General features: G+C 63.2%; 21 protein-coding genes. 9 read left to right on the top strand and 12 right to left on the bottom strand.

Features of this window, described 5'->3' with window-relative positions; genetic code table 11:
- The first annotated feature begins 249 nt into the window (after positions 1 to 249).
- Both B0I00_RS15515 and B0I00_RS15510 read left to right on the top strand, forming a co-directional pair.
- The gene (locus B0I00_RS15515; RefSeq protein ID WP_100868316.1) at positions 250 to 1,047 is read left to right on the top strand and encodes a hypothetical protein; all 798 of its coding nucleotides are present in this window, start codon (positions 250 to 252) and stop codon (positions 1,045 to 1,047) included.
- Entirely contained in the window at positions 1,040 to 4,351 is a 3,312-nt protein-coding gene (locus B0I00_RS15510; protein WP_100868315.1) for a DEAD/DEAH box helicase, read from the top strand. Before B0I00_RS15515 ends, B0I00_RS15510 begins: the two co-directional genes overlap by 8 nt.
- 150 nt (positions 4,352 to 4,501) lie before the next feature.
- On the opposite strand, the gene B0I00_RS15505 is transcribed toward B0I00_RS15510, so the two are convergent.
- Positions 4,502 to 4,891 (bottom strand): hypothetical protein, encoded by a 390-nt coding sequence (locus tag B0I00_RS15505; RefSeq protein WP_157812599.1) that lies wholly within the window; start codon positions 4,889 to 4,891, stop codon positions 4,502 to 4,504.
- Positions 4,892 to 4,901: 10 nt separating this feature from the next.
- A complete protein-coding gene (locus tag B0I00_RS15500) occupies positions 4,902 to 5,351 on the bottom strand; it encodes a hypothetical protein (RefSeq protein WP_157812598.1) in 450 nt (149 codons plus the stop codon).
- Between the two features lie 132 nt (positions 5,352 to 5,483).
- On the opposite strand from B0I00_RS15500, the gene B0I00_RS15495 reads away from it, so the two are divergent.
- From B0I00_RS15495 to B0I00_RS15490, 3 genes are all read left to right on the top strand, one after another.
- Positions 5,484 to 6,230, top strand: a complete 747-nt coding sequence (locus B0I00_RS15495) for a helix-turn-helix domain-containing protein (protein WP_100868312.1) — start codon at positions 5,484 to 5,486, stop codon at positions 6,228 to 6,230.
- Complete coding sequence (locus B0I00_RS17385) at positions 6,230 to 6,361, top strand: hypothetical protein (protein WP_269800247.1); 132 nt, start codon at positions 6,230 to 6,232, stop codon at positions 6,359 to 6,361. Before B0I00_RS15495 ends, B0I00_RS17385 begins: the two co-directional genes overlap by 1 nt.
- Before the next feature lie 220 nt (positions 6,362 to 6,581).
- The gene (locus B0I00_RS15490) at positions 6,582 to 7,946 is read left to right on the top strand and encodes a DUF5623 domain-containing protein (RefSeq protein WP_100868311.1); all 1,365 of its coding nucleotides are present in this window, start codon (positions 6,582 to 6,584) and stop codon (positions 7,944 to 7,946) included.
- A 48-nt stretch (positions 7,947 to 7,994) separates the two neighbouring features.
- On the opposite strand, the gene B0I00_RS15485 is transcribed toward B0I00_RS15490, so the two are convergent.
- From B0I00_RS15485 to B0I00_RS15475, 3 genes are all read right to left on the bottom strand, one after another.
- Positions 7,995 to 8,408 (bottom strand): hypothetical protein, encoded by a 414-nt coding sequence (locus B0I00_RS15485; protein ID WP_100868310.1) that lies wholly within the window; start codon positions 8,406 to 8,408, stop codon positions 7,995 to 7,997.
- Between the two features lie 106 nt (positions 8,409 to 8,514).
- Complete coding sequence (locus tag B0I00_RS15480; protein ID WP_100868309.1) at positions 8,515 to 8,805, bottom strand: hypothetical protein; 291 nt, start codon at positions 8,803 to 8,805, stop codon at positions 8,515 to 8,517.
- Positions 8,806 to 8,809: 4 nt separating this feature from the next.
- Positions 8,810 to 9,217, bottom strand: a complete 408-nt coding sequence (locus B0I00_RS15475) for a DUF3768 domain-containing protein (protein WP_100868308.1) — start codon at positions 9,215 to 9,217, stop codon at positions 8,810 to 8,812.
- Positions 9,218 to 9,322: 105 nt separating this feature from the next.
- On the opposite strand from B0I00_RS15475, the gene B0I00_RS15470 reads away from it, so the two are divergent.
- Positions 9,323 to 9,811, top strand: a complete 489-nt coding sequence (locus B0I00_RS15470) for a hypothetical protein (RefSeq protein WP_100868307.1) — start codon at positions 9,323 to 9,325, stop codon at positions 9,809 to 9,811.
- On the opposite strand, the gene B0I00_RS15465 is transcribed toward B0I00_RS15470, so the two are convergent.
- The 6 genes from B0I00_RS15465 to B0I00_RS15435 form a co-directional block, all read right to left on the bottom strand.
- A complete protein-coding gene (locus B0I00_RS15465) occupies positions 9,805 to 10,038 on the bottom strand; it encodes a hypothetical protein (protein WP_100868361.1) in 234 nt (77 codons plus the stop codon). The two genes, B0I00_RS15470 and B0I00_RS15465, sit on opposite strands and share 7 nt — an antisense overlap.
- 23 nt (positions 10,039 to 10,061) lie before the next feature.
- A complete protein-coding gene (locus B0I00_RS17330) occupies positions 10,062 to 10,667 on the bottom strand; it encodes a DUF6927 domain-containing protein (protein ID WP_232730304.1) in 606 nt (201 codons plus the stop codon).
- 11 nt (positions 10,668 to 10,678) lie between these two features.
- On the bottom strand, positions 10,679 to 11,335 hold the full coding sequence (locus B0I00_RS15450) for a hypothetical protein (protein ID WP_100868306.1): 657 nt from the start codon (positions 11,333 to 11,335) through the stop codon (positions 10,679 to 10,681).
- A gap of 89 nt (positions 11,336 to 11,424) precedes the next feature.
- Entirely contained in the window at positions 11,425 to 12,324 is a 900-nt protein-coding gene (locus B0I00_RS15445; protein ID WP_100868305.1) for an ArdC family protein, read from the bottom strand.
- Positions 12,321 to 13,985: an ATP-binding protein gene (locus B0I00_RS15440; protein WP_100868304.1), complete on the bottom strand. Its 1,665-nt coding sequence runs from the start codon at positions 13,983 to 13,985 to the stop codon at positions 12,321 to 12,323. Before B0I00_RS15440 ends, B0I00_RS15445 begins: the two co-directional genes overlap by 4 nt.
- A 72-nt stretch (positions 13,986 to 14,057) precedes the next feature.
- Positions 14,058 to 16,130 (bottom strand): ParB/RepB/Spo0J family partition protein, encoded by a 2,073-nt coding sequence (locus B0I00_RS15435; RefSeq protein WP_100868303.1) that lies wholly within the window; start codon positions 16,128 to 16,130, stop codon positions 14,058 to 14,060.
- A 205-nt stretch (positions 16,131 to 16,335) separates the two neighbouring features.
- On the opposite strand from B0I00_RS15435, the gene B0I00_RS15430 reads away from it, so the two are divergent.
- From B0I00_RS15430 to B0I00_RS15420, 3 genes are all read left to right on the top strand, one after another.
- Positions 16,336 to 16,794 carry a helix-turn-helix domain-containing protein gene (locus B0I00_RS15430; protein WP_010890902.1) on the top strand — a complete coding sequence of 153 codons (459 nt, stop codon included), beginning with the start codon at positions 16,336 to 16,338 and terminating at the stop codon, positions 16,792 to 16,794.
- A gap of 12 nt (positions 16,795 to 16,806) precedes the next feature.
- Positions 16,807 to 17,397, top strand: a complete 591-nt coding sequence (locus B0I00_RS15425; protein WP_100868302.1) for a PIN domain-containing protein — start codon at positions 16,807 to 16,809, stop codon at positions 17,395 to 17,397.
- Between the two features lie 215 nt (positions 17,398 to 17,612).
- Complete coding sequence (locus B0I00_RS15420; RefSeq protein ID WP_100868301.1) at positions 17,613 to 18,752, top strand: Fic family protein; 1,140 nt, start codon at positions 17,613 to 17,615, stop codon at positions 18,750 to 18,752.
- Here the strand turns inward: B0I00_RS15420 and B0I00_RS15415 are convergent.
- Positions 18,749 to 22,960, bottom strand: a complete 4,212-nt coding sequence (locus B0I00_RS15415; protein ID WP_100868300.1) for a strawberry notch family protein — start codon at positions 22,958 to 22,960, stop codon at positions 18,749 to 18,751. The two genes, B0I00_RS15420 and B0I00_RS15415, sit on opposite strands and share 4 nt — an antisense overlap.
- Positions 22,961 to 22,974: the final 14 nt, after the last annotated feature.

The raw sequence follows: 22,974 nt of genomic DNA, 5'->3' as shown, positions 1-22,974 counted from the left end.
GAACCGCTCGCAGCTGTGTCTTCGCGATCGATTGTCGCTCCCTTCTTGCTTGCGTGATAGGGTCGACCAACCGGGCGGGGGGGCGAGTGGCAACCGCGAAGCTGCATAGAAGCAATCTATTTCTTGCTCGCATAAGGCGAAAAAAATACGTGCTTGCTGTCTCGGTGCTGTATTCGTGGAGCATCGCGTGAGCGCTGCCATCGAATCGTCTGAACTCCTGAAGGATTGCGCATTGTTGGGATCTCGCTCATGACCCTGACGCTTGTTCCGATTGATCACGGCGAGCTCTGCTATGGCTGGGCATGGACTATAGAAGATGAGGAAGTGCTCGCCGAGCGCGTTGCACGCATCGTGCTCGGCCAATATCGTCATGTCACGAAGATCTTGAGCGGCGCAGGCGTACCAGGACCGGTCGCTAATGCCGAGCAGGCCAATGCTGCTGTCAAGCAGCTGACGCTCGCGGAGGGGGTTGATCCTTGGCACCGGGACGGTTGGCTGTTCCAGGCGATCTCGTGGATTGCGGCCCATCAGCAGCCGTCGGCCTCGCTCACGCGCATGCCGCACATCCGCAAGGCCGATAAGGGCTTTGACGGGATGCAACTGGAACTCAACGAAGCCGGTACCGCGATCACTGCGGTCGTCGTCTTTGAGGACAAGGCTACCGACAACGCACGTGACACGATCCGCGACGATGTCTGGCCAGGCATCATCGCCTTGGAAAAAGGCGAACGGCTGAATGAACTCAGCCAGGAAGTGAGCGGCATGCTCGACGCGCGCGCCGCCGCCGACCCTGAATTCGACCTCGATTCCGCCATCGCCAACACTCTCTGGCACGATGCCCGGCGCTACCGCGTAAGCATTACGATCGGCGACACACACAATGATGCTTCAGCGCGTGCCAAGCTGTTCAAGGGATTTGATGAAAGCGCACCGGGTGCAGTCGCGCGTCGTCGCGCAGATACCATCCATCTACCGGCGCTTCGCGATTGGATGGCCGATTTCTCTGCACGGGTGATTAGTAAGATCAAGGTGATCGCCCATGTTTGATCCGACCACCGCAGCGCTGATCCGAGCGGCGCCGCCGCTCGAAGGGCTCGACCTCGACAATCTTCCAAAGAAGCTAACCGAAGCCTTTGCCGATATCGTCTCGGCACGCATTCGGTTGCGCGGCGCGCCAGCGGACGCCGAGGACGAAGCGATTGTCTCAACCGTTACAGAGCTGCGCCGGATCGCTGCGGCGCATGAGACCTATGCTGCCTTGCTGCCCGACCGGGAGAACCGCGCTGCAGCCGCCTTCGTCGCAGCCTCGGCACATCAGGGTGTCTCGCTGGCTTTCCGCAGCGCGCAAACGACAAGCAATGTTGGCATGGCGGCGGTAAGCTCCGACGTCTGCGCAACCTTACTGTTTCTTCTGGCGGAAGCCCATGCAGACGCCTCCGAAGCCGCCAAGCGGATCGTGCCTGCAGCCGATGCCGGTCCGATCGAACGAGCGCTACTCCTAGCGATTCGTAGCTTGGCGCAAGGGCGGCTCGGCGAGATTGTCGCCGCCGATGAACCGGAAATCGATACCGACGGCGACGATCTTGGCTTGCGGGCGCTCGATGCGCTCCGATTGCTGCTTTTGCGCGGGGTAACCAACCTCGCCCGGCAGTTGCGTCTGCGCGTCGATCTCGCCCCGGAGGCCGGCGGTGTTGTGCCCGCGAGCGAGCTTTTCGCGCAAGTGCGAGGATTGGCGAGCGAACCTATTGATGGTGCCGGTGTGGCGGGGGAGACGCTGCTAAGCCTCTATCCCGGTCCATTGCATCTCGCCAATTTGCTGCTCGGGCTTGAGGGTGACCTTCTTAGTACGGCGCTCGGCCGTATCCCGACGCCAAGTGGGGTTGACGAAAACGGTTGGTGGCAGACGCTACGCCGCATGGCTCGTCAGCGCCCTTATCTCTGGCGCAATCACCGCGAAGCGATCGGAAAGGGCTATCTCGAGCAAGGCGTGTCGTCTGCGATTAGCTTTCCGACCGGAGGCGGCAAGTCGACGCTTGCCGAGCTCAAGATCGCAACCGCGCTGCTTCGTGGCGAGCGTGTCATCTTTCTCGCACCCACCCATGCCTTGGTTGGACAGACTCAACGTGCACTCAAGGGCACTTTCCAAGACTACAGCATTCTCGCGGATGTCGACGAGGATGTCGGTATCGGCGATGTCGTCATGCTCGGCGAAGTCACGGTCATGACACCCGAGCGTTGCCTGATGTTGCTGTCGGTCGATCCAGACGCCTTCGCCGATCTGGGCCTTATCGTCTTCGACGAATGCCATTTGCTTCACCCCCGCGAGGACGACCGCAGCCGACGCGGCCTCGATGCGATGCTCTCCATCCTCAACCTGACCCGTGTGGCGCCTGCGGCCGATCTGTTGCTCCTCTCGGCCATGATGAAGAACACACAGGAGATCGCCGGATGGGTCGCCTTCCTGACCGGACGCCAATGCCTGACACTTGACTTGAGCTGGAAACCGACAAGGCAGGTGCGTGGCTGCGTCGTCTACCCTGCTGAGCAAATCACTGCGCTCAAAACCACCCTTGCCCAAGCGCGCATCGACTATCCGGATCATGACTTGCCGCCGGTCGGGATAAAGAACGCGCTGCTCGCACAGCCCTTCGGTCTGTTCAGCCTGCTTCAAACATGGTCGACGACCGACCGCAGCGACTATGCGCTGCTGCAATTGCTCGCTGATGGCAAGCTGCTGTCGAGCGGCAGGGCTTGGGGAGGCAATTGGTATCTAACCCCCAACGGCAACGAGACTAGCGCCGCAATCGCTGCCGCCGCGGCCAGCGCAGGTATGAAGACATTGGTATTCGTGCAGACTACTGTCTTTTGCGAAAGCTGCGTCAAAGGCTATCCTGCGCGCGTTTCCGCTACCCAAATCGCGCTCAACGAGGATGAGCAGAAATGGCGGAAACTCGCCGAGGAGGAAATGGGCGGCGCTGGCTACTGCTACATGAAGCTTGCTTCGGACGGGACATTGCGGACAGGGGCCGCCAGCCATCATGCACTGCTGCTGCGCGAGGAACGCGAGCTGCACGAAAGCCTGTTTCGCCGTCCGGACGGGGTCAAAACGCTATTCGCAACCTCGACGCTTGCACAAGGTATGAACCTGCCCAGCGAAGTCGTCATTATCTCCGGCGATAGCCGCTTCGACCCTCAGGCCGATAAGATGCAGAAGCTCGAAGCGCACGAGCTGCTGAACGCCGCAGGGCGAGCCGGACGTGCCGGCGAAGGCGCACAAGGTTTCGTCTTGCTAGTGCCGAGCAAGGTCATCGACTTCGACGACCAGAACAACCAGATCAACGGCCATTGGATGGACCTGCAAGCGATCTTCGAGCAGGCCGACCAATGCCTCGTGATCGAGGACCCATTAAAAGCGGTGCTCGACCGCATTCACGACGGCATCACTCAAACGGGCGCCTCGGCCTATCTCCTGAGCAAGCTGCCGTTGGCCGTCGCGGGTGCCGAATCCGATCCGGCTGCGGCGTTGCTGAACAGGAGCTTCAGCGCCTACCGCGCGATTGTCGCCGCCGACGCCGACTGGCTGAGCACGAGGGTCGCCTCGGCGCTCGCCGCGCGAGCTACTCTTGATCTCCCCGAACCTGACCGCTGGATCGAGCAGGTGTCTGGCGCAACAGGACTCTCCGTAGCCTTGCTGCAGCAGATCGTTGACCGGCTCGACGCTGGCGCCTTTTCAGGTACAGCTCTCGAGGTCGTGGTGGCGTTGCTCGACTGGCTCGACGCGCATCCGAGCCTGTTGCTCAGCCTGATTCGGCCCGAAAGCCTGGAGGAGATGTTCGGTACACCTTACAAAAGCCTGGCCGATAACGAGGCGCGCGGAAAGCATGCGTTGTTCTGGCTGCGCAAGCTATGGCCGATATGGATGTCCGGGGTGCCGCTGTGCGAACTCGAGAAGGTATTTCTCGGGGGCACGACCAATCTCAAGCAGTGCAAAAATGCTCGCAATTTCGCGTCGCGGCTCGTGCCCGATCTTGCGTTCCTAACAGGCCTTCCCGGACGCCTGCTTGCGGCGCGGCTGCGCGCCGCGGAAGACGAGACGCCCGTCCCTTTGGTTTTGGCCACGCTAAGCGGTATCGTCCGCGAAGGCTGCGACAGCCCTGACAGTCTAGCCGTGCGCCTCCATTTGACACGATCAGTCTCGCGCGTTGCCGCCCGCAAACATTATGATGCCATCCGCCAGCATATTCAGCCGGGCAATTCCAACGAGGGCTTCGATGACACTCTGGAGCGAATCCGGCATGCCGATCTCGTCGCCAGCTTCACCGACCCAGATGATCTAGATGGAGATGGTTGAGGGTTTAGTTTGCCGAGGTCGCCAAACGCACAATGTCGGCGCGCAGAAGCCCCCAATGCTCGGGCCTCGGTCCATCCAAGTTCAGAATGGGCAGGCTCGCCTTAGCCCGCCAACGCGTGAGGGCCGCATTAGAGATCGACGCGCCGTACGTCATCGCCATCCGCCTTTGCCGCAATTGGTATAGGCGCCGATCGCTGATAGCACATATTTCGCCTCGGCATGGACATCCTTGGGCATTTCGTCATGCGTCTTAAGCCCGTCAAAGAACGTCGCGACCGCCGCCGTCTTCAAATCCATCACGTGGTTGACGAGCCGCTCTTGCCGAATCTCTTTGGCCTCGCCGTGACGGATCCAGCGTGTCAGAAAGATCACCACGCAAAGTGCGTAGCGGAACACAAACGTGTTGAGCGCGCATGGCATCGTCTTGGGATGGAAGCGCTGCTCGATGTTGAGTGACCGCAGCAACACTTTGTGGATGTCCATGCTGAGGTGGATGAGCTTGCGTTGCAACGCTTCCGAATAGGGGATCCGCTTACGCAACCTGTCGAGCTCACCACGGTCGAAGATCGTCGCACAGCGCTGGAATAGGTTGAGGATGTTGCCAACCGATGCTTGCAGGTCGGCGACCTGCGCGCGACTGCTCCTCCATCAGCGCGAAGTGCGCATCGACATGCTCGTCATCGGCAACGTCAATCACCGTGCGGCAATATTCGCCGAATGACCCGGTCTGTTTCGGCTCGATGAGGCGATTGACCAGCCCCTTGCTGTCACCCCGATCGCGATAGAGATCGAACGTGCTGCGTAGAATGATAACCTGGCGCGGGTGCCGACATAGGATTTTGAGGAGTTGGCGCGCCTGAAACGCCGCCGCTTTCTTGTGCACTTCGACCAATGTCATCTCCGCGATCACCGCGTGATTTTCGGTCGAGCGGCAAAGAAATGCGGCCAAGGCATCGTGGCCGAGATAGTTGGTATCGATGACGTGACGGTTCACCGCCATCGTGACGTCCTTATCGATCCGTTCACCGGCACGGGGTGGCTCCCGCATTGCTTTTCGGACGGGTGTTGGGTGACCAAACTGACGTGCATATCGCTCTCTAATTTACCGGCAAACTGCATCATACTAACGGCCATGACCACGATCGATCCCTCAGCGACTTTTGTCCTCGATGGTGCTGCCATCGCCAATTTCGTAAAATTGCAGCGACTGTTCTTCCGCTGGAAGCAGGCGACGTTGGCAAGCGAAGCCCGTGTCTCGCTTGCGACAGTGCAGCGCGTCGAGCGCGGCGTACGGGTGCGCCCAGCGCAGCTCCGCAAAATCGCCGTCGCACTGCGACAGCCCGAGGATGAATTCCTTCGCTTGCGCGTGCGCCCGACAGCCGAAGACGCCGCTGCCAATTTCGTCGAGATGTTCGCCTGGACCGAGGGACGCGTGCCGGTGGCCGTGGCGCCATTCCGCGGCGAGTCGCAGCTCAAGGCGATGCTCGCCACCCATAGCCTGCTTTTTGATTCCGATCTCGGGCCTGACGCCGCCGAGGACCTCGCCGAACTGCGCGAATGGCTGGAGCTCGCGTCTTTTGTCCAGGCCGAACGCCACGGGCTAATCGGGCGCAAGCCCGAGCGCGACTTCCGCGTACGGCCGCTGTGGCGCGATGTCCTTGCTTGTGCCGAGCGGATCGAGCGCACGCATGCTGCGGCAATTCTCACCGGTACCTACGAGGCCAAATCGAGTCACGGGGGTGAGCCGATCATGATCGCGCTTCTGGCGGTGCGTTCGCGCCGCTCGAATCCCGCCGCGGGGACGATCCCGACGCTGTGGGCAGACGCCAGGGTCGATGAGCGGCAGATGCTCGCCGACTATTTCACAGGGTGCAATTGATGGCGACCGAGCCCCGCCTCATCGACCGGTTCACCGGCGCGTTCGTAGAAGAGATCGGCAAATGGACGGCGCGCGTGGTGATCGCCTTGGTGGTTGCTGCCGCCAGCGGCTATTTCCTGCTGCCTGCCTAGCCCCGCGTCAGAGAGCTGCGGCAACCAGATGGAATAGGGGTCTTGCACTTGGATACGGTTGGCCGTAGCTTGAATTCAGCTCTCGGTAGGAGCTCGGCACCCGCCTTCCCCAAGCTGTTCGACAGCACTACCTTGTCCTTTCGCTGTTCGTTCAACCACGTTGTCCGGGCTTGCGAGGTGTTCGGCGGGTGACACTTCCCAGCAGGCCAGGAGAACGACCATGTTGAAGGAAGCAATTCGTCCGACCACGATTGTCGGCATCAAGCGACTGGCCACCCAGCACAAGAAGACCGCCGGCATATCGCATCGCGAGGCACTCGATTTCGCCTCACGCAAAGCAGGCTATCAGAGCTTCGACCATGCGCGCCGTATGCTCGGGAGCAACGACAATGTAACCGGCGACGGTCATAGCCTGTTCCTGACCTACTACTGGTACGACCGGAAACCCTATCGCGCCGGCCGCGAGACCATCGAAATCCGGCTCTCGCGACCGCTATCCGAAATCTGCAGTAAGGATGGCCTTCGCGAAGGGCGCGTTACCGCCGGGATGCGGCTCGTCACGCCCGATCACCTCGTCCACGACTTCCTTGCCCAGTCGCAGGACTATGCCCGCGGCGAACTGTGCAAACTCGTTCGCAGTCTGCGCTTCATGGAGGCGACGGGTCTAGAGCCGTGCTCGTGGCGACGCGCGCGGGCGGCCATGCCGGACCGGGAGGACGAACTGCCGGGCAAGGATCACGGTACCGAGTGGTACGATCCGCGCACCGGCCATGTCATCCTGCTCGACGAGCCCTATAGCGCCGCAGTCGTCAGTCCCGAACGTGGGGCTTGGGCAGCGCGCAATGGGTGGCATCTGCAGGCCTCCTCGTGGCCCGGCATCTACAGCCCTTACGCTTGCGCGCTCTTCGTCGCAGCGAAGGCCGACGGCGATCTTGACTTCGCCTCGCTCATGGCGAAAATCGATGGTCTTTCTCCCCCGGTCACCGCCGACGCCTGGCCCGGTGTCTCAGTGCCGGGCCACGAAACTTTTCACAGCCCAATGGCGATCACGCCGCAAGATAAGCGGCGCTCTCGGGCCAGAGGCACCGTTTACCAGATGTCTTCGAAGACGACGGTGCCCTCAAGCGCGCGGTGGAATGCGCTGCGCAAGCCCGTCGGCACTTTCGGCCTCGATACGCATGTCGAAGCCGGGCGGATGATCAGGGCGCTGCTCTACTCGGCGTCGAAACCCTATGCGGTCAACGCCCGCTTCGAGACGCTACGCTGCACGCTCGAGAGTTGGCTGGCCATGGAAACCCGCGAAGAGGACATGTCCAGGCGCGAGTTCCTCGACGCCTACTACGGCGCATTCGACAAGGAAGATCCGCTGGTAGTGGAAGCCGAGAGCAGCGACGGCGTCATCGCCATGCTCTCCAAGCTGCGGGCAATGCTCACCGGGGCCTATCCGGACTGTGCGCCTCTGCGCAGGCTGACCGGCCGAATCGATACAGCGGTAAAGATGACCACCCGGCACCGAGTTAGGGAGGAGGCCCGGCTGCAGGCATCCCTCGCCAGAACAAAGACGGGACGGCGAAGCCTGCATTGAGGCCAGAGCGATGTCGGGGCCGCACGGTCGTGTCGTGCAACCCCGACGTCAGCGGAAGAGGAGCGCATCGGTTTCAAGTGCAGCGAGCTCGCTGCGCGCGGCCTCGACGAAGGCCGACCTCACCCCATAGTGATCGCTTTGGGGATCGGGTTCTTGGCCGTTGGCCGATATCGCGAGATCGCAAACTCGCTTCGCACCTTGGAGGACGGCCTCGGTAGAGAGTAACGAAATTTCGGCGTAGAGCGCGAGCACCGGCATTACGTTGTCAACATGGGCCTCCTTGCCGCTCAGCAAGAGCAGGAGATTGCGATCCGCCTCGGCAATGAACCTGGCATATAGGCGCTGTCGTTCCAGAAGCCTTTCGCGAACTAGGCTAAGCTTCCACTCCTGGGAGCGCATGCCGCGCCCGACGTAGAAACTTCCGACAACGGCGACCGCCGACGCTCCCAGCGTCGCGATCATCGGAACATAGATCTGAGCAAGTGTTGGCACCATCGGGCGAATCCCTTTATCCGGTTTTTGCGGGATCCTAACACTCGTTTTTGTGACGAAACATTGGCGAGCGGGCCTAACTCAGCTTGGTGCCTAAGCTTGATGGCTCGGCACTGCGGTCGGCATCCAATCGAAATCGCAGTTCAGGGGTCACTTCAGCAATCCCAACCACAATGTCGATCAATTCCCCAACTGCGCAGATCTCACTAAAAGTCCGTCCACGCCAAAGCAACACTTCGGGCTCGCATGCAATCTCCGGCGCGCCAAACACGATGGCGAAGTAGGTGCTAAGGCCTGCGTCCCATCCGACCGCGACCTCGAACAAATCCGCACGATGAGACAACGGCTTCAAAGAATACCGGCTCATCGCGTCACCAGTCGCTCGCCAGCATGACGGTCACGACGCGGAAGCTCTGCTGAGCGTTCCAGGGCACCTCCGATCCCCAAGCGAACGTTCCGTCGTTGGCGTAGACATCAACCTTCCAGAATATTTTGTGGCCCAGGTGCTCGACCACACCGAAGTCGCGCTCGCCGTGCGGGTCGTTGCCAGGATCGATCGGCGTTTCGTTGATTAGCCGCCGCAGTGCGCGCTGTCCCATCATCAGGTTGAACTGGCGAGTGCCGGGATCGGGATCCTCTCCGGCCAGAATATCCGCTAGCGCCCGCGTGAATACGGTCTTTGAAGTGACAAGCGATCCCGCGCGGGCGGCATCGTTGAGCGCGGCGATCTCGGCGCTGCGGTCGGTGTCGGCAGGGGCGACTTGGGCAAGCTGGGTCATCAAACTCTCCTTTGCGGTGATCTCCCGACGCCCCCCTCCCCTCCGCCCGCCGGTTGACGGCGCTTGAGCGTTCACGCTACGTTCTTGCTCGAAAGGAAATCCCCCATGCCCATCGGCGCCCACACCGACCATTTCGATCTCGACATCGCGCTGCGCGATGCCTCGTGCGACCTCAACGTGCTGCCGGCGCGGCGCGCGATTGCGGCACTGTGCATCGGGGTCGGGGTCGATGATGCCTACTTCTCGGTCCGCGAACTGCGCGAAGCGGTGTCGTTGGTGCATGAAAATGCGCCCGGCGGGCGGGCGAAGCTCGCATCGATCCTCAGCACCTCGTGCGACGATTTCCAGCGGGCGATCTACTACAGCCTCGCCGGGCGCGGCGTGGTCGAGATGGCCGAAGCGATGGACTGGCTGCTCGGCATGCTGAAGGCGCGCGGCCGGACAGCGGCCTGGCTTAGCCGCTCGCGGGTGCGCCGCAAGGACCTGGTCTCGCCCTATGTGGCAGAAGGCCCCGACGGCCCGCTGGTCTCGGCGAGTGCCGATTTCGAGCTTGGCCAGTCGTGGTTCGTCGAGCGCGGACCTGAGCCTTATTGAACCTCGGGATCGTCATCGTTGCAGGTGACGACGCGTGAGACGGTGCGCCCCGGCGTGGCCTTGCTCGCCAACACCACCCGGAACGGCTGCAGCGGGTTTCCGGTCTTCACCACGGCGGTGTCGGTCGCAATATGCTCGGCAACGCGGGTCGCCACGCGGTTGGCGTTCTCGATGCTGCACAGACGCCCGCGTTTGGGTGAGCGATTGGGGGCGGGCACTTCGGACATGGCGGCACTGGCCTTCTGCTCGTTCACGATGCCGACGGCGCAGCGGGGGGTGGGACAATCGTCCAGGCGCGGCTCATCAGTTTGCTGATCTTGACGCCCATCCCATCGCTGACCCGGCGCAGCACGGTCTTCTTGCCGGACTGAACCACACGGAAACTGCGCTCGCTCTGCCCGTCGGTGAACGTGAGAGGTTCGGCGAGCACCAGCATATCGCCGGGCCTGGGCTTGCGGCGCGAGGTCAGGGCAAGCCGCGCCCGGCAGGCCTCACGCCAGTTCGCGGCGTATTCGTTGCCGGGAGGCCCGAGCATGTCGAGGATCGAGGCCGGGCAATCGTAGTGGTACGGCCCCATCGTTTCGGTCATGTCCTTGTAGCCAAACTCCTCACCGCTGCGGGCACCGGGGCTCCACTTCACCAGGCAGATGATGGCAAAGGTCTCCTTGGGGCCTTCCGCGTCATAGCTCTGGCAGGCAGCGTAGTAGGCGCCCGAACGGACCGTAGACTTGAGCACTCTGAGGCCCGTCTCCCGTCCCTTCTCGGGATCGGGCGGATAAGTGCATTGGTTGTCGAGATAGGCCTTCGGCGTGGCGAACGGCGACATTCCGCCGCGGGACATGAACAGCCAACCCATGGGGTTTTCTCCTAGAGCAGCGATTGCTCGCGCGGGTTGATGGAAAGGCCGGTCTCGCGAACCACCAGCGAGCGGAAGCTGTGCGGCGAGGCGAGCACGGCGATGTCGCAGAAGTGATTGCGGTCCCCGAGGTAGTCCTGGCGGCCCTTGCAGCGGCGGAACATGACCTCGCGCCCGGGCCGGATGCAGGGGATCGAGACCTGGACGTAGATCTCGTCGCCATGAAGGGTGATCTCGCCCGAGACAGCGGGCCCTGCAAAATTGCTGCGCAGGTCGTACTGGTCGGGACCGAGCCCCAGATGGCGCGCTGCGACTCTGAGCGCCGAGCGGGCTTCGCGGTGGAAAGCACGCTTGGCTTCGGGGTCATAGCCGATGCCGCGGCGAGCGAGCGCGACCAACGCCGGCTTGGACTTCAGTTCATCGATCTTGGCGATGCACTGCCGGCGCAGCGGCGTGTCTTCGGTGAAGGTCTCGTCGGGCGCATGGCCGAGCGCAATGCGGCCGAGGTGCCGGGCCAGCAGGATGGTCGCGGGATCGCGGGCCGGGTCTATGCCGGCATTGCGCGCGTCCTGCATCGCATCGACCACTGCCTGGGTTGCGGTCGGGATGGTCGCAAGGCCGTCAGGCTGAAGTGCGCGGCGATAGCGAAAGTCGAGATCGTAGTTCATCGCGAGGGGTCTCCTTCGCGCCTCATGGCGCGCCGGGTCCTCACCCCCTCCCCTTCCCGCTCGCGCTGCGAGCGGGTCGAAGGCTCCCGTCAAGCCGCCTCCTTGAGTTCGCCCGCCAGGGCCGGATCGAACTGGCGCAGCCATTTGACCGCCTGCTCGGCCTTGGCTGCCGCGTGGAGGATTGCTGTCTTGTCTCCGCGCAGGATCTTCATCCAGTGATGGATGTAGGAGGCATGGCTGTCGTGGAGCTCGTTGGGCAGGCCGTATTCGGCGCACAAGGTGGCTTGGGTCAGGCTCGCGACGATTTCTTCGAAAGCGTAAGCGTCGTCACCGAAGCGTTTGCCGAACTGCCGGTTGAGCCGCTTGGGTGACCCCGTGGCGTGTCCAAGTTCATGGCATCTCGTTGAAAAGTAAGACTCAATTGAATGGAACGCCTGCGGGTGCGGCAAGGTTACCGTATCGGTCCCCGGCGAATAATGCGCGCTATCGCCGCCATGGACGACGCGGATCGGGATCGCGTCGAGGAAGTCCCGCACGCCAGCGGACAATTCGCCGATTGCCGCCGGGCTTGGCGGCTCGGGATAGTAGTGCCCCGGCAGGCCGTCGATCTGCGACGCGTTGAACACGTGGTTCCACTTCATGAACCGGATGGTCTTTTCGGTCGCCTCCCCGGTCAGGCGGTCGGTGTCGGTCTTGCGCGCCGAGGAATAGAACACGCTGAACGAGCCGCTCTCGCCCTTGCGGACATGGCCCCCGAGTTCGATCGCCTGTCTGAACGTCATCCAATAAGGGCTGGTGAAGCCGCGGCTCTCGGCGACGGCCCAAAGGAAGAAGGTGTTGATCCCCGTGTAGGAAAGTCCGTTGTGGCGCAGCGGACGGGTGCTGGTCGCCGACCAAGGTTTGAGCCACGGGGCGGTGCCGGCGGCGATCTTCTCGAGGATGAGGTCGGTGATGACCTGGGCGACGTCGGGCTTGGGATGGCGGGTCATTGGTCGGAGCCCTCCCCTGCATCGGCAAGCTGGAGATGCGAGCCTCCCCGCGACCAGGTGAGGTTCAGCGTCCGCCCATGCGGAATGCGCCAGGCGATCCGGTCGGCGAATGCCATCCGGATGCCAGCGATAATCGCGGCGTCCTCGCCCTCTAGGATAGCGTGGGCCCGCACCGCAGCGTCATGCCGGAAGCGAGTTTCTTGCGTGTCGTAGCTGTCTGCGTCGGAGTCGTCCGAGGGCGAGAATACGGCATCGATGATGAGGTCGGTGAGATCGTCCGGGCTCAGCTCCGAGCTCTGGGTCAACGCGATCCGCGCGCAATCGGGATCGCCCCAGCTATCGTCGCTTTCCTGGATGACAAAGTCAGTCTCGATGTCGAGGCGGCGACCATGCTGGTCGGTGAGTTCGAGCCGGATGGCGTCGGGCCGTAGGGTCAGTGTTTCATCGCCCTCCGCAGGCGCGCCACCGTCGTGCGTGAAGCATTCGCCGGTGCGCACGAAACACCGGATCCCGTCATACCAGGGGTAGCCGATGATATTGGTGATCGGCTCGTAGAACGCCAGCGGCTCCGGCCCGGCCAGCTTGTGCGGCTCATCGCCCGCGGAGCGACGCAGCGCGCGGCCAAAGGATACGGCGTCAAACGAGTCCGTGTCGTCGTAGATCGCCGCACCAGTTTCGAGATCGGCAAAGCGCGGTACCTCGCGGTAGTCGTCGCGCGCCAGCGTCGGCCACCAAAGCGGCAGTTGCCGCGCGGCTTGCGAAAAATCCGGACAGTAGGACCGCGCCTCGAGCCAGTCCTCGAAACTCAGCCGATGGAGCGGTTCGGCGTAGATGACCGAGAAGATGGCCCGGCGGCAGAGCTCGACGAGATGGTCGAGTACGGCATTGCGGTAGATCTCCTTGCGGGCGGGCAGAACAAGCACGAGGTCCGGGGCATCGACGATCTCGACCTGGACGCTCCACTGGGTGTGGTGAACTTCCTTGATCACCGGGAACGCGTGCTTGAGCGTCACCCCGTGGAAATTGAGTGTCGCGACGTGCGGCGAATGCTGGTCGCGGAACACCCCGATGCGAAATCCGTCGCGCTCGATGATCTTGTAGGCATCGGCGAGGAAGTCGGTGCGGGCGAGATCCTTGCCGTTGTAAGTGACCGGCAGGGGGAAGAACCGCGCCGCCGCCTCAACGGTCCGCTCGAGCTTGCCATCGGGTCCGGGCGGAAAGTGAAAGGCGATTGTCGTGCCGCGCGGGCCATCCCAGGGGAGCACCTCTATGTCGGCCTCCCCGGTCCAGGCATCGCCTGCGATTCCCAAAGAGAACGAGCCAACAGCACTGGTGGAACTAACCACCGTGTCGAGTCCAGCGAGGCTGAAGAAGCCCATGCCGGCGGGATCCTCTCGTGTCCGGCATTCACCGGACCAATCGGATTGGCCGAGCGAGACGAGATCGATGGGATCGGTAATGCCTGCACCATCGTCATCGACGGTGATCAGGCAGGCATCGTCCAGGTGCTCGGCCGTGACCGCGACGCGTGTGGCGCCGGCGCGCCGCGCGTTCTGGAAGAGTTCGGCGAAGATGTCGTCGAGGGTCCCGTTGAAGATGCGGGTCACTTTGGAGATTGCTTGCGGTGAAACCCGGGCGCGCAATTTGGTCAGCGTGGTCATGGGACATGTCCTGTATGCGGGAGACGTGCAGCCGCAGGCCGGTGGGCCCACGGCTGCTTCGCTGGGGATGGATCAGGCGTCGACAGGCTCGGCCGCTTCGGCGTCCTGATCTTCGCTGGCCTCCAGTTCATCGCCCTCACCCTCCGGCGCGGGTTCGCCCCCAGCTTCGATCGGCACCTGCTCGTCTTCGCTCTCGCTGGCGGCGGTGGCGCGGAACCGCATCGCCTCGGGCACCCAGGCAAGCGCCGCTTCCTTGACCTCGGGCGCGACGATCGTTTCGCCCGCGAACAGCTTCTCGCACGACGCCGACAGGTCGCCCTTCTTCGAGCCCATGAAGCTCGCCGCCATAGTCGGCCCGCCGACTTCACTGACATGGGCGAGCAGCGTCTGCTTGCTCACGCGGTCGAAGTAGTTGGCCGAGGTCGGCCGCCAGTGGCTGGCGACGGTGATCCCCATCAGGGTGGCAAGGTGATCGTGAAGGTCGATCGGCTCGGGACCCGACTGGCCGGCCTTCTTGTCGATTCCCATGCTCGCTTCGAGCGTCTTGGCCATGCACCAGGCAAGCCAGCTAGCCTTGGCATCGTCGTCGAGCGCGCTGAACGCGGCGAACCGGTCGACCGTGTGGCGGTGCTCGGTCCAGGACATATCGAGCGTCTCGCGCATGTCGGCCATCAGCGTATGCGCCGGGCTTTCGGGATAGTTGGCGAGGTAAAGCGAGGGTGACGGCGCGCGCAGTGTCGTACCGAGAGCCTGGGCGCTGTAGAGTGCGCGAGAATCCGCGATCGCGAAGATCAGGTAGTCGAGCGCGATCGCCGGGTTGGAGGCGAGGTTGATCGCGAGGATGTCGCGGCGCTGGACGGCGAGTTCCTCGACCAGCTTCTGCGACAACGGCTTGGGTGCCGAGGCGGCGCCTGCGCCCTCCCCTGCCCCGCTGTCTGCGCCGCCCTGCGTATCTGCACCGCCGCGCGCCTTGCGCTTCTCAAGCGGCTTGTCGCTGTAGAGGCCGCTGGCCACGGTCGGTTCGCCGTCGGCGCCGATGATGACGAAGCAGCCGACATTGGCCTTCATCTCCTCGGGGATCACCGGCGGTTTGTCGTGGAGCGCATCGTAGGCATTGGTTGCGGCGTCCCAGCGGGCCTGGAATTCGGCGGCAGCCGCTTCATCGTCCTCGTCGACGCCGTCGCTTTCCGCTTCCAGCGCGGAGATCGTCTCCATGAGGCGGTCGGCTTCGGCCTGTTCCTCGTCAGAAAGCGGTGCGGGTTCGAGGTGGACCTGGTAGAGGTCTTCGGTTGCGCCATAGGTCACGCGGGTCTCGAGGATCGGCCGCACCCAGGCGTAACCCGAGGTTTCGGCGATCTGGGTCGCGAAGGCCTGCAGCTTCTCGCCCGCGATGCGCTGGGCAATCTCGGCATCGATCCAGGTCTCGCCGCCATCCTCGGTGAAGAGGTCGCGCTCGATCTTGCCGCCGGCGGCGAGGTAATCTGCTTCGCTTGCGAGCTTCGCCATCGGCGAGGACGAGCGGATCGCGCTGTGGGTGATCATGCGGCGGATGGAATCGGCCTGGTTGCCCTGCCAGCTGTTCGAGAGCTCGTTCCACACCAGCATCTGGCGCTCGTGATTGGGCGTGGTGGCGTAAGCCTTCGCGACATCGAGGGTGATCTTGCCCTCTTCGAGCGCGGCGAAGATCGGATCGGCAAGGTCGGCGAGGCGGAGGCGGCCTTCGATGAACCGGCGGGTGCGGCCGAACCGCTTGGCGATCGCGTCGAGGTCGCTGCCCTCATTGACGAAGTGCTTGTAGGCGCGGATCTCGTCGGTCGGGGTCATGTCGAGCCGGATGACGTTCTCGATCAGCGACAGCTCGGACTGCTCGGCGGCATCGATGTCGAGCACGCGGCAGGCGACGGGATGATCCTTGGCGAGCTTGCCCGCCTCGAGGAGGAAATTGAGTGCGCGCAGGCGGCGACCGCCGGCGGTCACGTCGAACATACCCCGCTTCTTGGCCGGGGCGACGATCAGGTTCTGGAGGAGGCCCTTGGCCTCGATGTTGGCGGCGAGTTCCTCGATGAAGAGGTTACTGTCGTTCTTGCGCACATTGGCCTCGGACAAGCGCAGCTTGCCAAGCGGGATCATCTCGATGTCGTTCATTGGGGGTGCTCCTGAAAGCTGGATTGACCGAGCCCTTCGGCTCACCCCTTCCAGCCCCCCTCCTCTCGACATTTCAGGAACGGGCATTGAAATTCAGACCAATGGATTACGGCGATATGACGGAGTCGCGGAACCTGAAGCGGAGAAATTGGTTGCGTTTATTGCGAATAACTGATAGCCCATATGGCCATCACGGAGAGAGCCTATGACCCTGCCAGCCAACGCCTTGCCCTTTGGCAACAGGCTGCCCTCGGCCGATGACCGGCAGATCGCCAACCAGCTTCGCCGAATTCTTGCCGCACAGAAGGCGGGCGAGGCGAAGCTGCGCGTGCCAGATCCGAAGACGAGGAAGCCCGTCGAAATCGCCCTTACGCCGGCGATGTCGGACCTTTTCCTGGAATTGCTGCGCCACATTGGCAGCGGCGATGCGGTTACGCTCGTTCCGATTCAGCAGATGCTGACCACACAGCAAGCGGCGGACCTGCTCAATATTTCGCGGCCCTACCTCATCAAGTTGATCGAAAAGGGCGATATCCCGCACAGCATGGTCGGGCGGCATCGTCGTCTCAAGGCTGAGGACGTGTTCGCCTACAAGGCAAAGCGTGATGAGACACGCGCCAAGGCGATGGACGATCTGCTTTCGGGCGACGCGGACCTTTATTGATCGCCGGCCGCCATGTTCGCCAATCGTTACACAGCTCTAGTAGATGCATGCACACTGGTCAGCGCCCCTAGGCGGGACCTGCTACTCACGCTGGCCGAAGCGGAATTCTTCCGGGTGCGATGGTCGCAGCGGATCCTCGATGAAACGCAAGGCGCACTGGGCAGGATTTTCGCCGAGCGCGGCATCGAAGATTCGACCTCACGCGCGGCGCGCTCAGTCGAGGCCATGCACCGCGCCTTCCCGGAAGCCTTGGTAATGGCTCACACCTCGCTTGCGTCGATGACCTTCGGGCTTCCGGATGCGAATGACGAACATGTACTGGCTGCCGCCGTCCAGACACAGGCCCAAGCGGTGGTCACCGAAAATATCGCGGATTTCCCCGAGGCAGTCCTGGCGCCGCTCAACATCGAAGCACGAACTGCAGATGAGTTCATCGCCGACACCATTGCTCTTGATGAAGGCAAGGCGGTTGCCGCAATCCGAACATTGCGCACACGCCTCACGCGACCGGAAATGTCGGCCGAAGGCTACCTGAGGTCGCTAGAGGCGCATGGTCTGTTCGTCACCGCCTCACTACTCAACAACCACATCGAATCCATTTGAGGTCCATTCGCGTCCCGATCGCTGACGTGAGGTAGGACGGTATAACAGCGCAGCCCTATTTAACATCGCCGATGTTAAACCCATTCAGGACGCAGAGCGCCGCTGATGGCCCTGAGTTTTGGGCAACGAGAGCCAGCACCCCGTGAGGCATAAATTATGGCTTTATGCCTCATAATGGGCTATCGGGTGAGTTATAAAGCGAGAACGAATGCCTCATGAAGTGGAATTGGCAGCAGCCGGACTGGCCCAATTTTCGCTGGAACAGCGAAGCCCTGGCCGTGCACGAGGCCCGTTTCCTGCAGCAATCCGGGATCATGATCGGGGTGGTGAAGCACCTCGGCGATGAGGACCGTACCAGCGTCGTGCTCGACGTCATGACCGACGAAGCGATGAAAACCTCGCAGATCGAGGGCGAGCTACTCAATCGCGATAGCGTCCAGTCTTCGCTGCGCCGCGAGTTCGGTCTCGAAACCGAAGCCCGCCGGATTCCGCCCGCCGAACGCGGCATCGCGGAAATGATGATGGCGCTTTACCGGGATTTCGCCGCACCGCTGACCGAAGCGGTCTTGGGCGACTGGCATCGACTGGTTTTGAGTGGACGCAGCGACATCGACGTCGTTGGCCGTTACCGCGAGCACGAGGACGCGATGCAGGTCGTCTCGGGCACGTTGCACAAGCCAACTGTCCATTTCGAGGCGCCGCCGTCGCGCGAGATGGCAGCGGAAATGTCGAGGTTCCTCGAATGGTTTGCCGCCACCGGTCCGGGCGGCGCTACACCGCTACCGGGCTTGACCCGGTCCGGCCTTGCCCACCACTACTTCGTGACCGTTCACCCGTTCGAAGACGGCAATGGCCGGATTGGGCGCGCGATCGCGGAGAAAGTGCTTTCGCAGGCAATCGGGCAGCCGAGCCTGATCGCGCTCTCGCAGACCATCCAGCGGCGGCGCTCGGCCTATTACGACGCACTCGAAGCGGCGAACAAGTTCAACGAGATCTCCAACTGGCTCGCCTATTGGGCCGAGACTGTCCTCGAGGCGCAGACCCACAGCCTGGCGCTGATCGACTTCCTGCTGGAGAAGACCCGGTTCCACGACCGGTACAGGGGGAAGCTCAACGCGCGGCAGGAGAAAGTGATCGCGCGCATGTTCCGGGAGGGGACGGGCGGCTTCAAGGGCGGTCTCAGTGCAGCCAACTTCATCTCGATCGCCGACACCTCGCGAGCCACGGCAACCCGCGATCTTCAGGAACTGGTCGCGCTCGGCGCGATGGGGCAAACGGGAACGCTCAAGGCCACCCGTTACCACCTGATCCTCGGGCCGACTGGAGATCCCAATCCCGCTCCGGCCGCTAGCTAGGCGATCAATCTGGTCAAAACGAGCTCGGCCTTGTCACCCGGGACAAACACCCGGGTTTTGTAGGCGATGATCTCGGTGAAGCAGCCAAGGGCCTTGAGTTCGGGGATGCGGGCAGCTTCAGCACCGACGATCTCGATCCGCCGCGCCCCGTTTACACGGGACGTGCGGACGGTGAACTTCAGCGGATGCGGCGCCTTCCACGTGCCGCCACCCAGAATAGCCTGGGCGATCTTTGCCGGGTCGGTCTGCGCCTTGCGCGAGACCCCAAGCTTTTCGAGCGTTGCATCGACGTAGAGATCGTGGACATGACGGCCGAGCCATGATGCCCCGGACTTGTCGACGATGCGGTTAACCGTGAGGTCTTCCTTGGGCAGCGCACCCCAGATCGGCAGCAATAGCCCGGTCGCAAGAAACACCGTCTCGGTCACCAGCTGGTTCTCGTCGGCGGCGTATTCTGCCTCCCACAGCGCGCTGAACTCGACCTTGGGCACGTGCTCCCAGGCAGACTCCTCAAGCCGGCCAGCGAGGATGTATTCATTGCGAAGCGGCCGCACGAGCTCGAACCGGCGGATCAGTTCGCCTTCCTCGTCCATGTGCGAGGGCGCAGGGATCACGAGCGCGACCTTGCCCGATTTGCCGTTGCGCAGGAACAGCGGCTTGTCTTCGTAGCTGGCCATTTTCAGGACGCGGTCGAGCGTGAGCAGCTTGCGCCGCTGGGTCAGCGACAGTTCGAGGAGATGCGAGGTCGCCCCCGTCACGGGATCGGTGCGGATCACCGTATCCGAGAGAACTTCGCAGGTCTCGGCCGCGACGGTTTCGACGCCGATATCGAAGGTGCCGGCTTCCTTGGCGGCGGAGACGCGGGTTTCGACAAGGGTCAGGAACTCGTCGAAGATGGCATTCTGCACCGCGATCTTCATTGCCAGGATGCGATTGAGCCAGCGCTGGATCGGCGGCAGGTCCTCGCGGAGCACCCCGTCCTGGTCGGTGAGCTCAAGCCCGCTCATGGTCTGAAACTGGCCCAGCGTGGTGCTCTTGAGCTTGCCGGTCGCCAGCAGCCCGTACCAATCGTGCAACGCATGCTTGGCATAGGCGCTTTCGAGGTTGTCCGAAGCATCGAACATCCCCTGCCCGCCCGTCTGACGCTGCCCGCGGGTCAAGGCTCCAAGCGCATCGAGCCGCCTGGCGATCGTGCTGGTGAACCGGGCCTCGCCTTTGCAGTCGGTCGTCACCGGGCGGAACAGCGGCGGACAGGCCTGGTGGGTGCGGTGCGTTCGCCCCAGTCCCTGGATCGCGCGGTCGGCGCGCCAACCAGGCTCGAGCAGGAAATGCACCCGGCGCTGCTGGTTCTTGGCATCGAGGCTCGCGTGGTAGCTCCGGCCCGTCCCGCCAGCATCGGAGAACACCAGGAGGCGTTTTGCGCCGGTCATGAACGCGGTGGTTTCGGCGAGGTTGGTGCGCGGCGAGCGGCTTTCTAGGCGCTGCTGGCCGCTGCCGTCGCGGACCAGGCGCTTGGACCGCCCCGTCACTTCGGCCACGGCGCTCACCCCGTAATGATCGAGCAGCGCATCGAGCGCGGTCGGGATCGGCGGCATCGCGCAGATATGTTCGATCAGTTGTTCGCGCGCGGCCTCAGCCTGGGGGTTGTGGACCGGGTTGCCAGCTTGGTCCCACATCGGCCGCGAGCGGACATCGCCAAGCTCGTCGACGTATTCCTCCATCTGGCGGGTCGGGAATGCGCGAGTGAGGTAGTCGACAATCGCCTCCCTCGGCGACAGGTCCAAATCCAGCGCCTCGCGCTCCTCGGGATCGAGCTCGTTGAGGCGCCGATTGAGGATCGATTCCGCAGTGCTGACGAGTTGGACGACCACGCTTTCGTCTTGCGCCAGATGTTCGTCGATCGCCGGGAAGATCGAAGGCAGCTTCAGCGAGAGCAAAACCTGCGCGAAGAAGCGCTGCTTGGTGCCCTCGAACCGGCTACGCGCGGCAGCCTTGGCGCCGCTGTTGAGCGTGCGGTTTTCAAGGCCATCGACGACGCCGGTGAGTTCGAGCGCCACTTCGAGGTTCTGGTGGATGATCGTCCAGGCCTCGCAATAGGTGTCGTAGATCGCGATCTGGTCGTGGCTGAGGTCGTGGCGCAGGATGTCGTACTCGATCCCGGCAAAGCTGAGCGCGCGGGCGAGATAGAGCCCCGAGGCCTTGAGGTCGCGCGCGACCAGTTCCATCGCGGTAATGCCGCCGTCGCGGATCTCGGAGATGAACTGCTCGCGGTTCGCAAAGGCGGTTCCCGGTCCCCACAGGCCAAGCCGCACCGCATAGGCGAGGTTGTTGACGTCGGAGGCACCGGTGGCGGACGCATAAAGCACCCGGGCCCGCGGCAGGGTGTTTTGCAGCAGGACGCCGGCGATCCCCTGGAGCGATCCCTGTTTCTGACCGAGAGCCCCCTCCCCGCCCGCGACACCGCCCATTTCATGGGATTCGTCGAACACGATCACGCCTTCGAATGCGGGACCGGCCCAGCGCACAATCTGGTCGAGCCGGGTATCCTCGACACGGGCAGAGCGAAGGGTTCCATAGGGGACGAACAGAATGCCTTCGGGCGCGGTGATATCTTCGCCGATCTTCCAGCGCGCGAGGTCGATGATATCGGACGGCAGTCCGCCGATCGCGGTCCAGTCGCGCTGTGCATCTTCGAGCAATGGCGCATTCTTGGAGATCCAGATGTGGCGGCGATTGCCCTTGAGCCACTGGTCGAGAATGCAGGCGGCAGCCTGCCTCCCCTTCCCAGCCCCGGTGCCGTCGCCGAGGAAGAAGCCGGTGCGGTAGAGTTGGCCCTCGGGATCTTCCTTGAGCGCCACTTCGCCGGGGGTCTGGCTGAACCGGCCGTGGAGGTCGCGGCTCCAAGCTTCGCCCGCATAGATCACGGTCTCAAGCTGGGCATCGGACAGCAGCCTCGCGGTTACCGTGCGCTCAGGTAAGCACGGCACGTAGCCCGGCTTCGGCGCGGCGATTGACGCCATGGCAGCGGATTCAACGAGGTGGGTCGGATGCTCGCCTGCGTCGGGGATGACCACGCGCGAGGGGCGATAATCGGCATAGACCCCGCGCTGTTCGCCCATGGCTGCGGCCTCCTCGAGCACCTGGTAGACGACGGGCCTGACTTCATTGGCCTGCGGTGCCCGGACGATTACCGGCCGCGCCGGGCCGCTCTTCACCGATCGGAACAGGCTGAGCTTGGGGCGGACGACGGCAACCGGGCTGGCCTCGCGCAACGCCGCGCGTGGAGGAATAGGTCCTAGCGCCGCGAACAGCTCGCTCACGGACGCTCGGTTGATCGTCGAAACCGAGGTGTCGCCCGGAACCTTGTCGATGACCAGCAACCGCACCGCGATGCCGGTGCCGTGCTTGGCGTAGCAGCCCTTTTCAAGCCGCAGCGACATGACGACCCGCGCGCCCTCCAGCGTTCGGCGATAGATCTCCCCGCCCCGCGTGGTGTCAGCAAACCAGTCCGGCATGATCGCCACGACCCGGCCGTCGGGCAACAGGTGATCGAGCGCGGAGCGCAGATGCCGGGCTGCCGTGTTCGGATCCTCACCGCGAGACTGCGACACCGAGAACGGCGGGTTCATCACGATAACGCTCGGTCGCCCTGTTCCGGCGAGCAACGCGGCGATCTTGGCCCCGTCATGTCGATAGACGGCCGCGCCCGGGAACAGACCTTCGAGCAGGTCCGCGCGGGTCTCTTCGAGTTCGTTGAGCAGGCACTGCTTCACGGTGCCCTTGGCAAGCGATGCGATGATCCCGGTGCCCGCGCTCGGTTCGAGGAAGATATCCTCGGAGCCGAGGCGCGCGAGATGGACGGCAAGGCACGCGAGCGCCGGCGGTGTCGAGAACTGCTGGAAAGCAATCTGGTCTTCACTGCGCACCGTGTGGGTGGGTAGCTCCTTTGCCAGTGCCTCGAGCGTGCCGATGCCAGCACCGGCATCCATTCGGCCAACAAATTCCGGGATTGCCATGGCGAGCGCTACCTCAAGCGCCTCGAAGCTCTCGCGCTGGGTCCATGCGCCTTCCGCATCGATGGCACCTGCGCTTTCGGTCATGGCTTGGGTGAGCGCCCCCCGGTCGATGGGAATGGCCAGCAGGAGCTTGGCAGCAAGCGTTCGCGCAGCGCCGAGAATGGCGCTGCTGCGTGAGATCGTAGCGGTCATGGAGGTCTCCGGGA

Source organism: Novosphingobium kunmingense (assembly GCF_002813245.1).
Taxonomy (GTDB): domain Bacteria; phylum Pseudomonadota; class Alphaproteobacteria; order Sphingomonadales; family Sphingomonadaceae; genus Novosphingobium; species Novosphingobium kunmingense.
The sequence above is the reverse complement of the archived record's forward strand: the minus strand, read 5'-3'. Positions and strand labels throughout refer to the sequence as shown.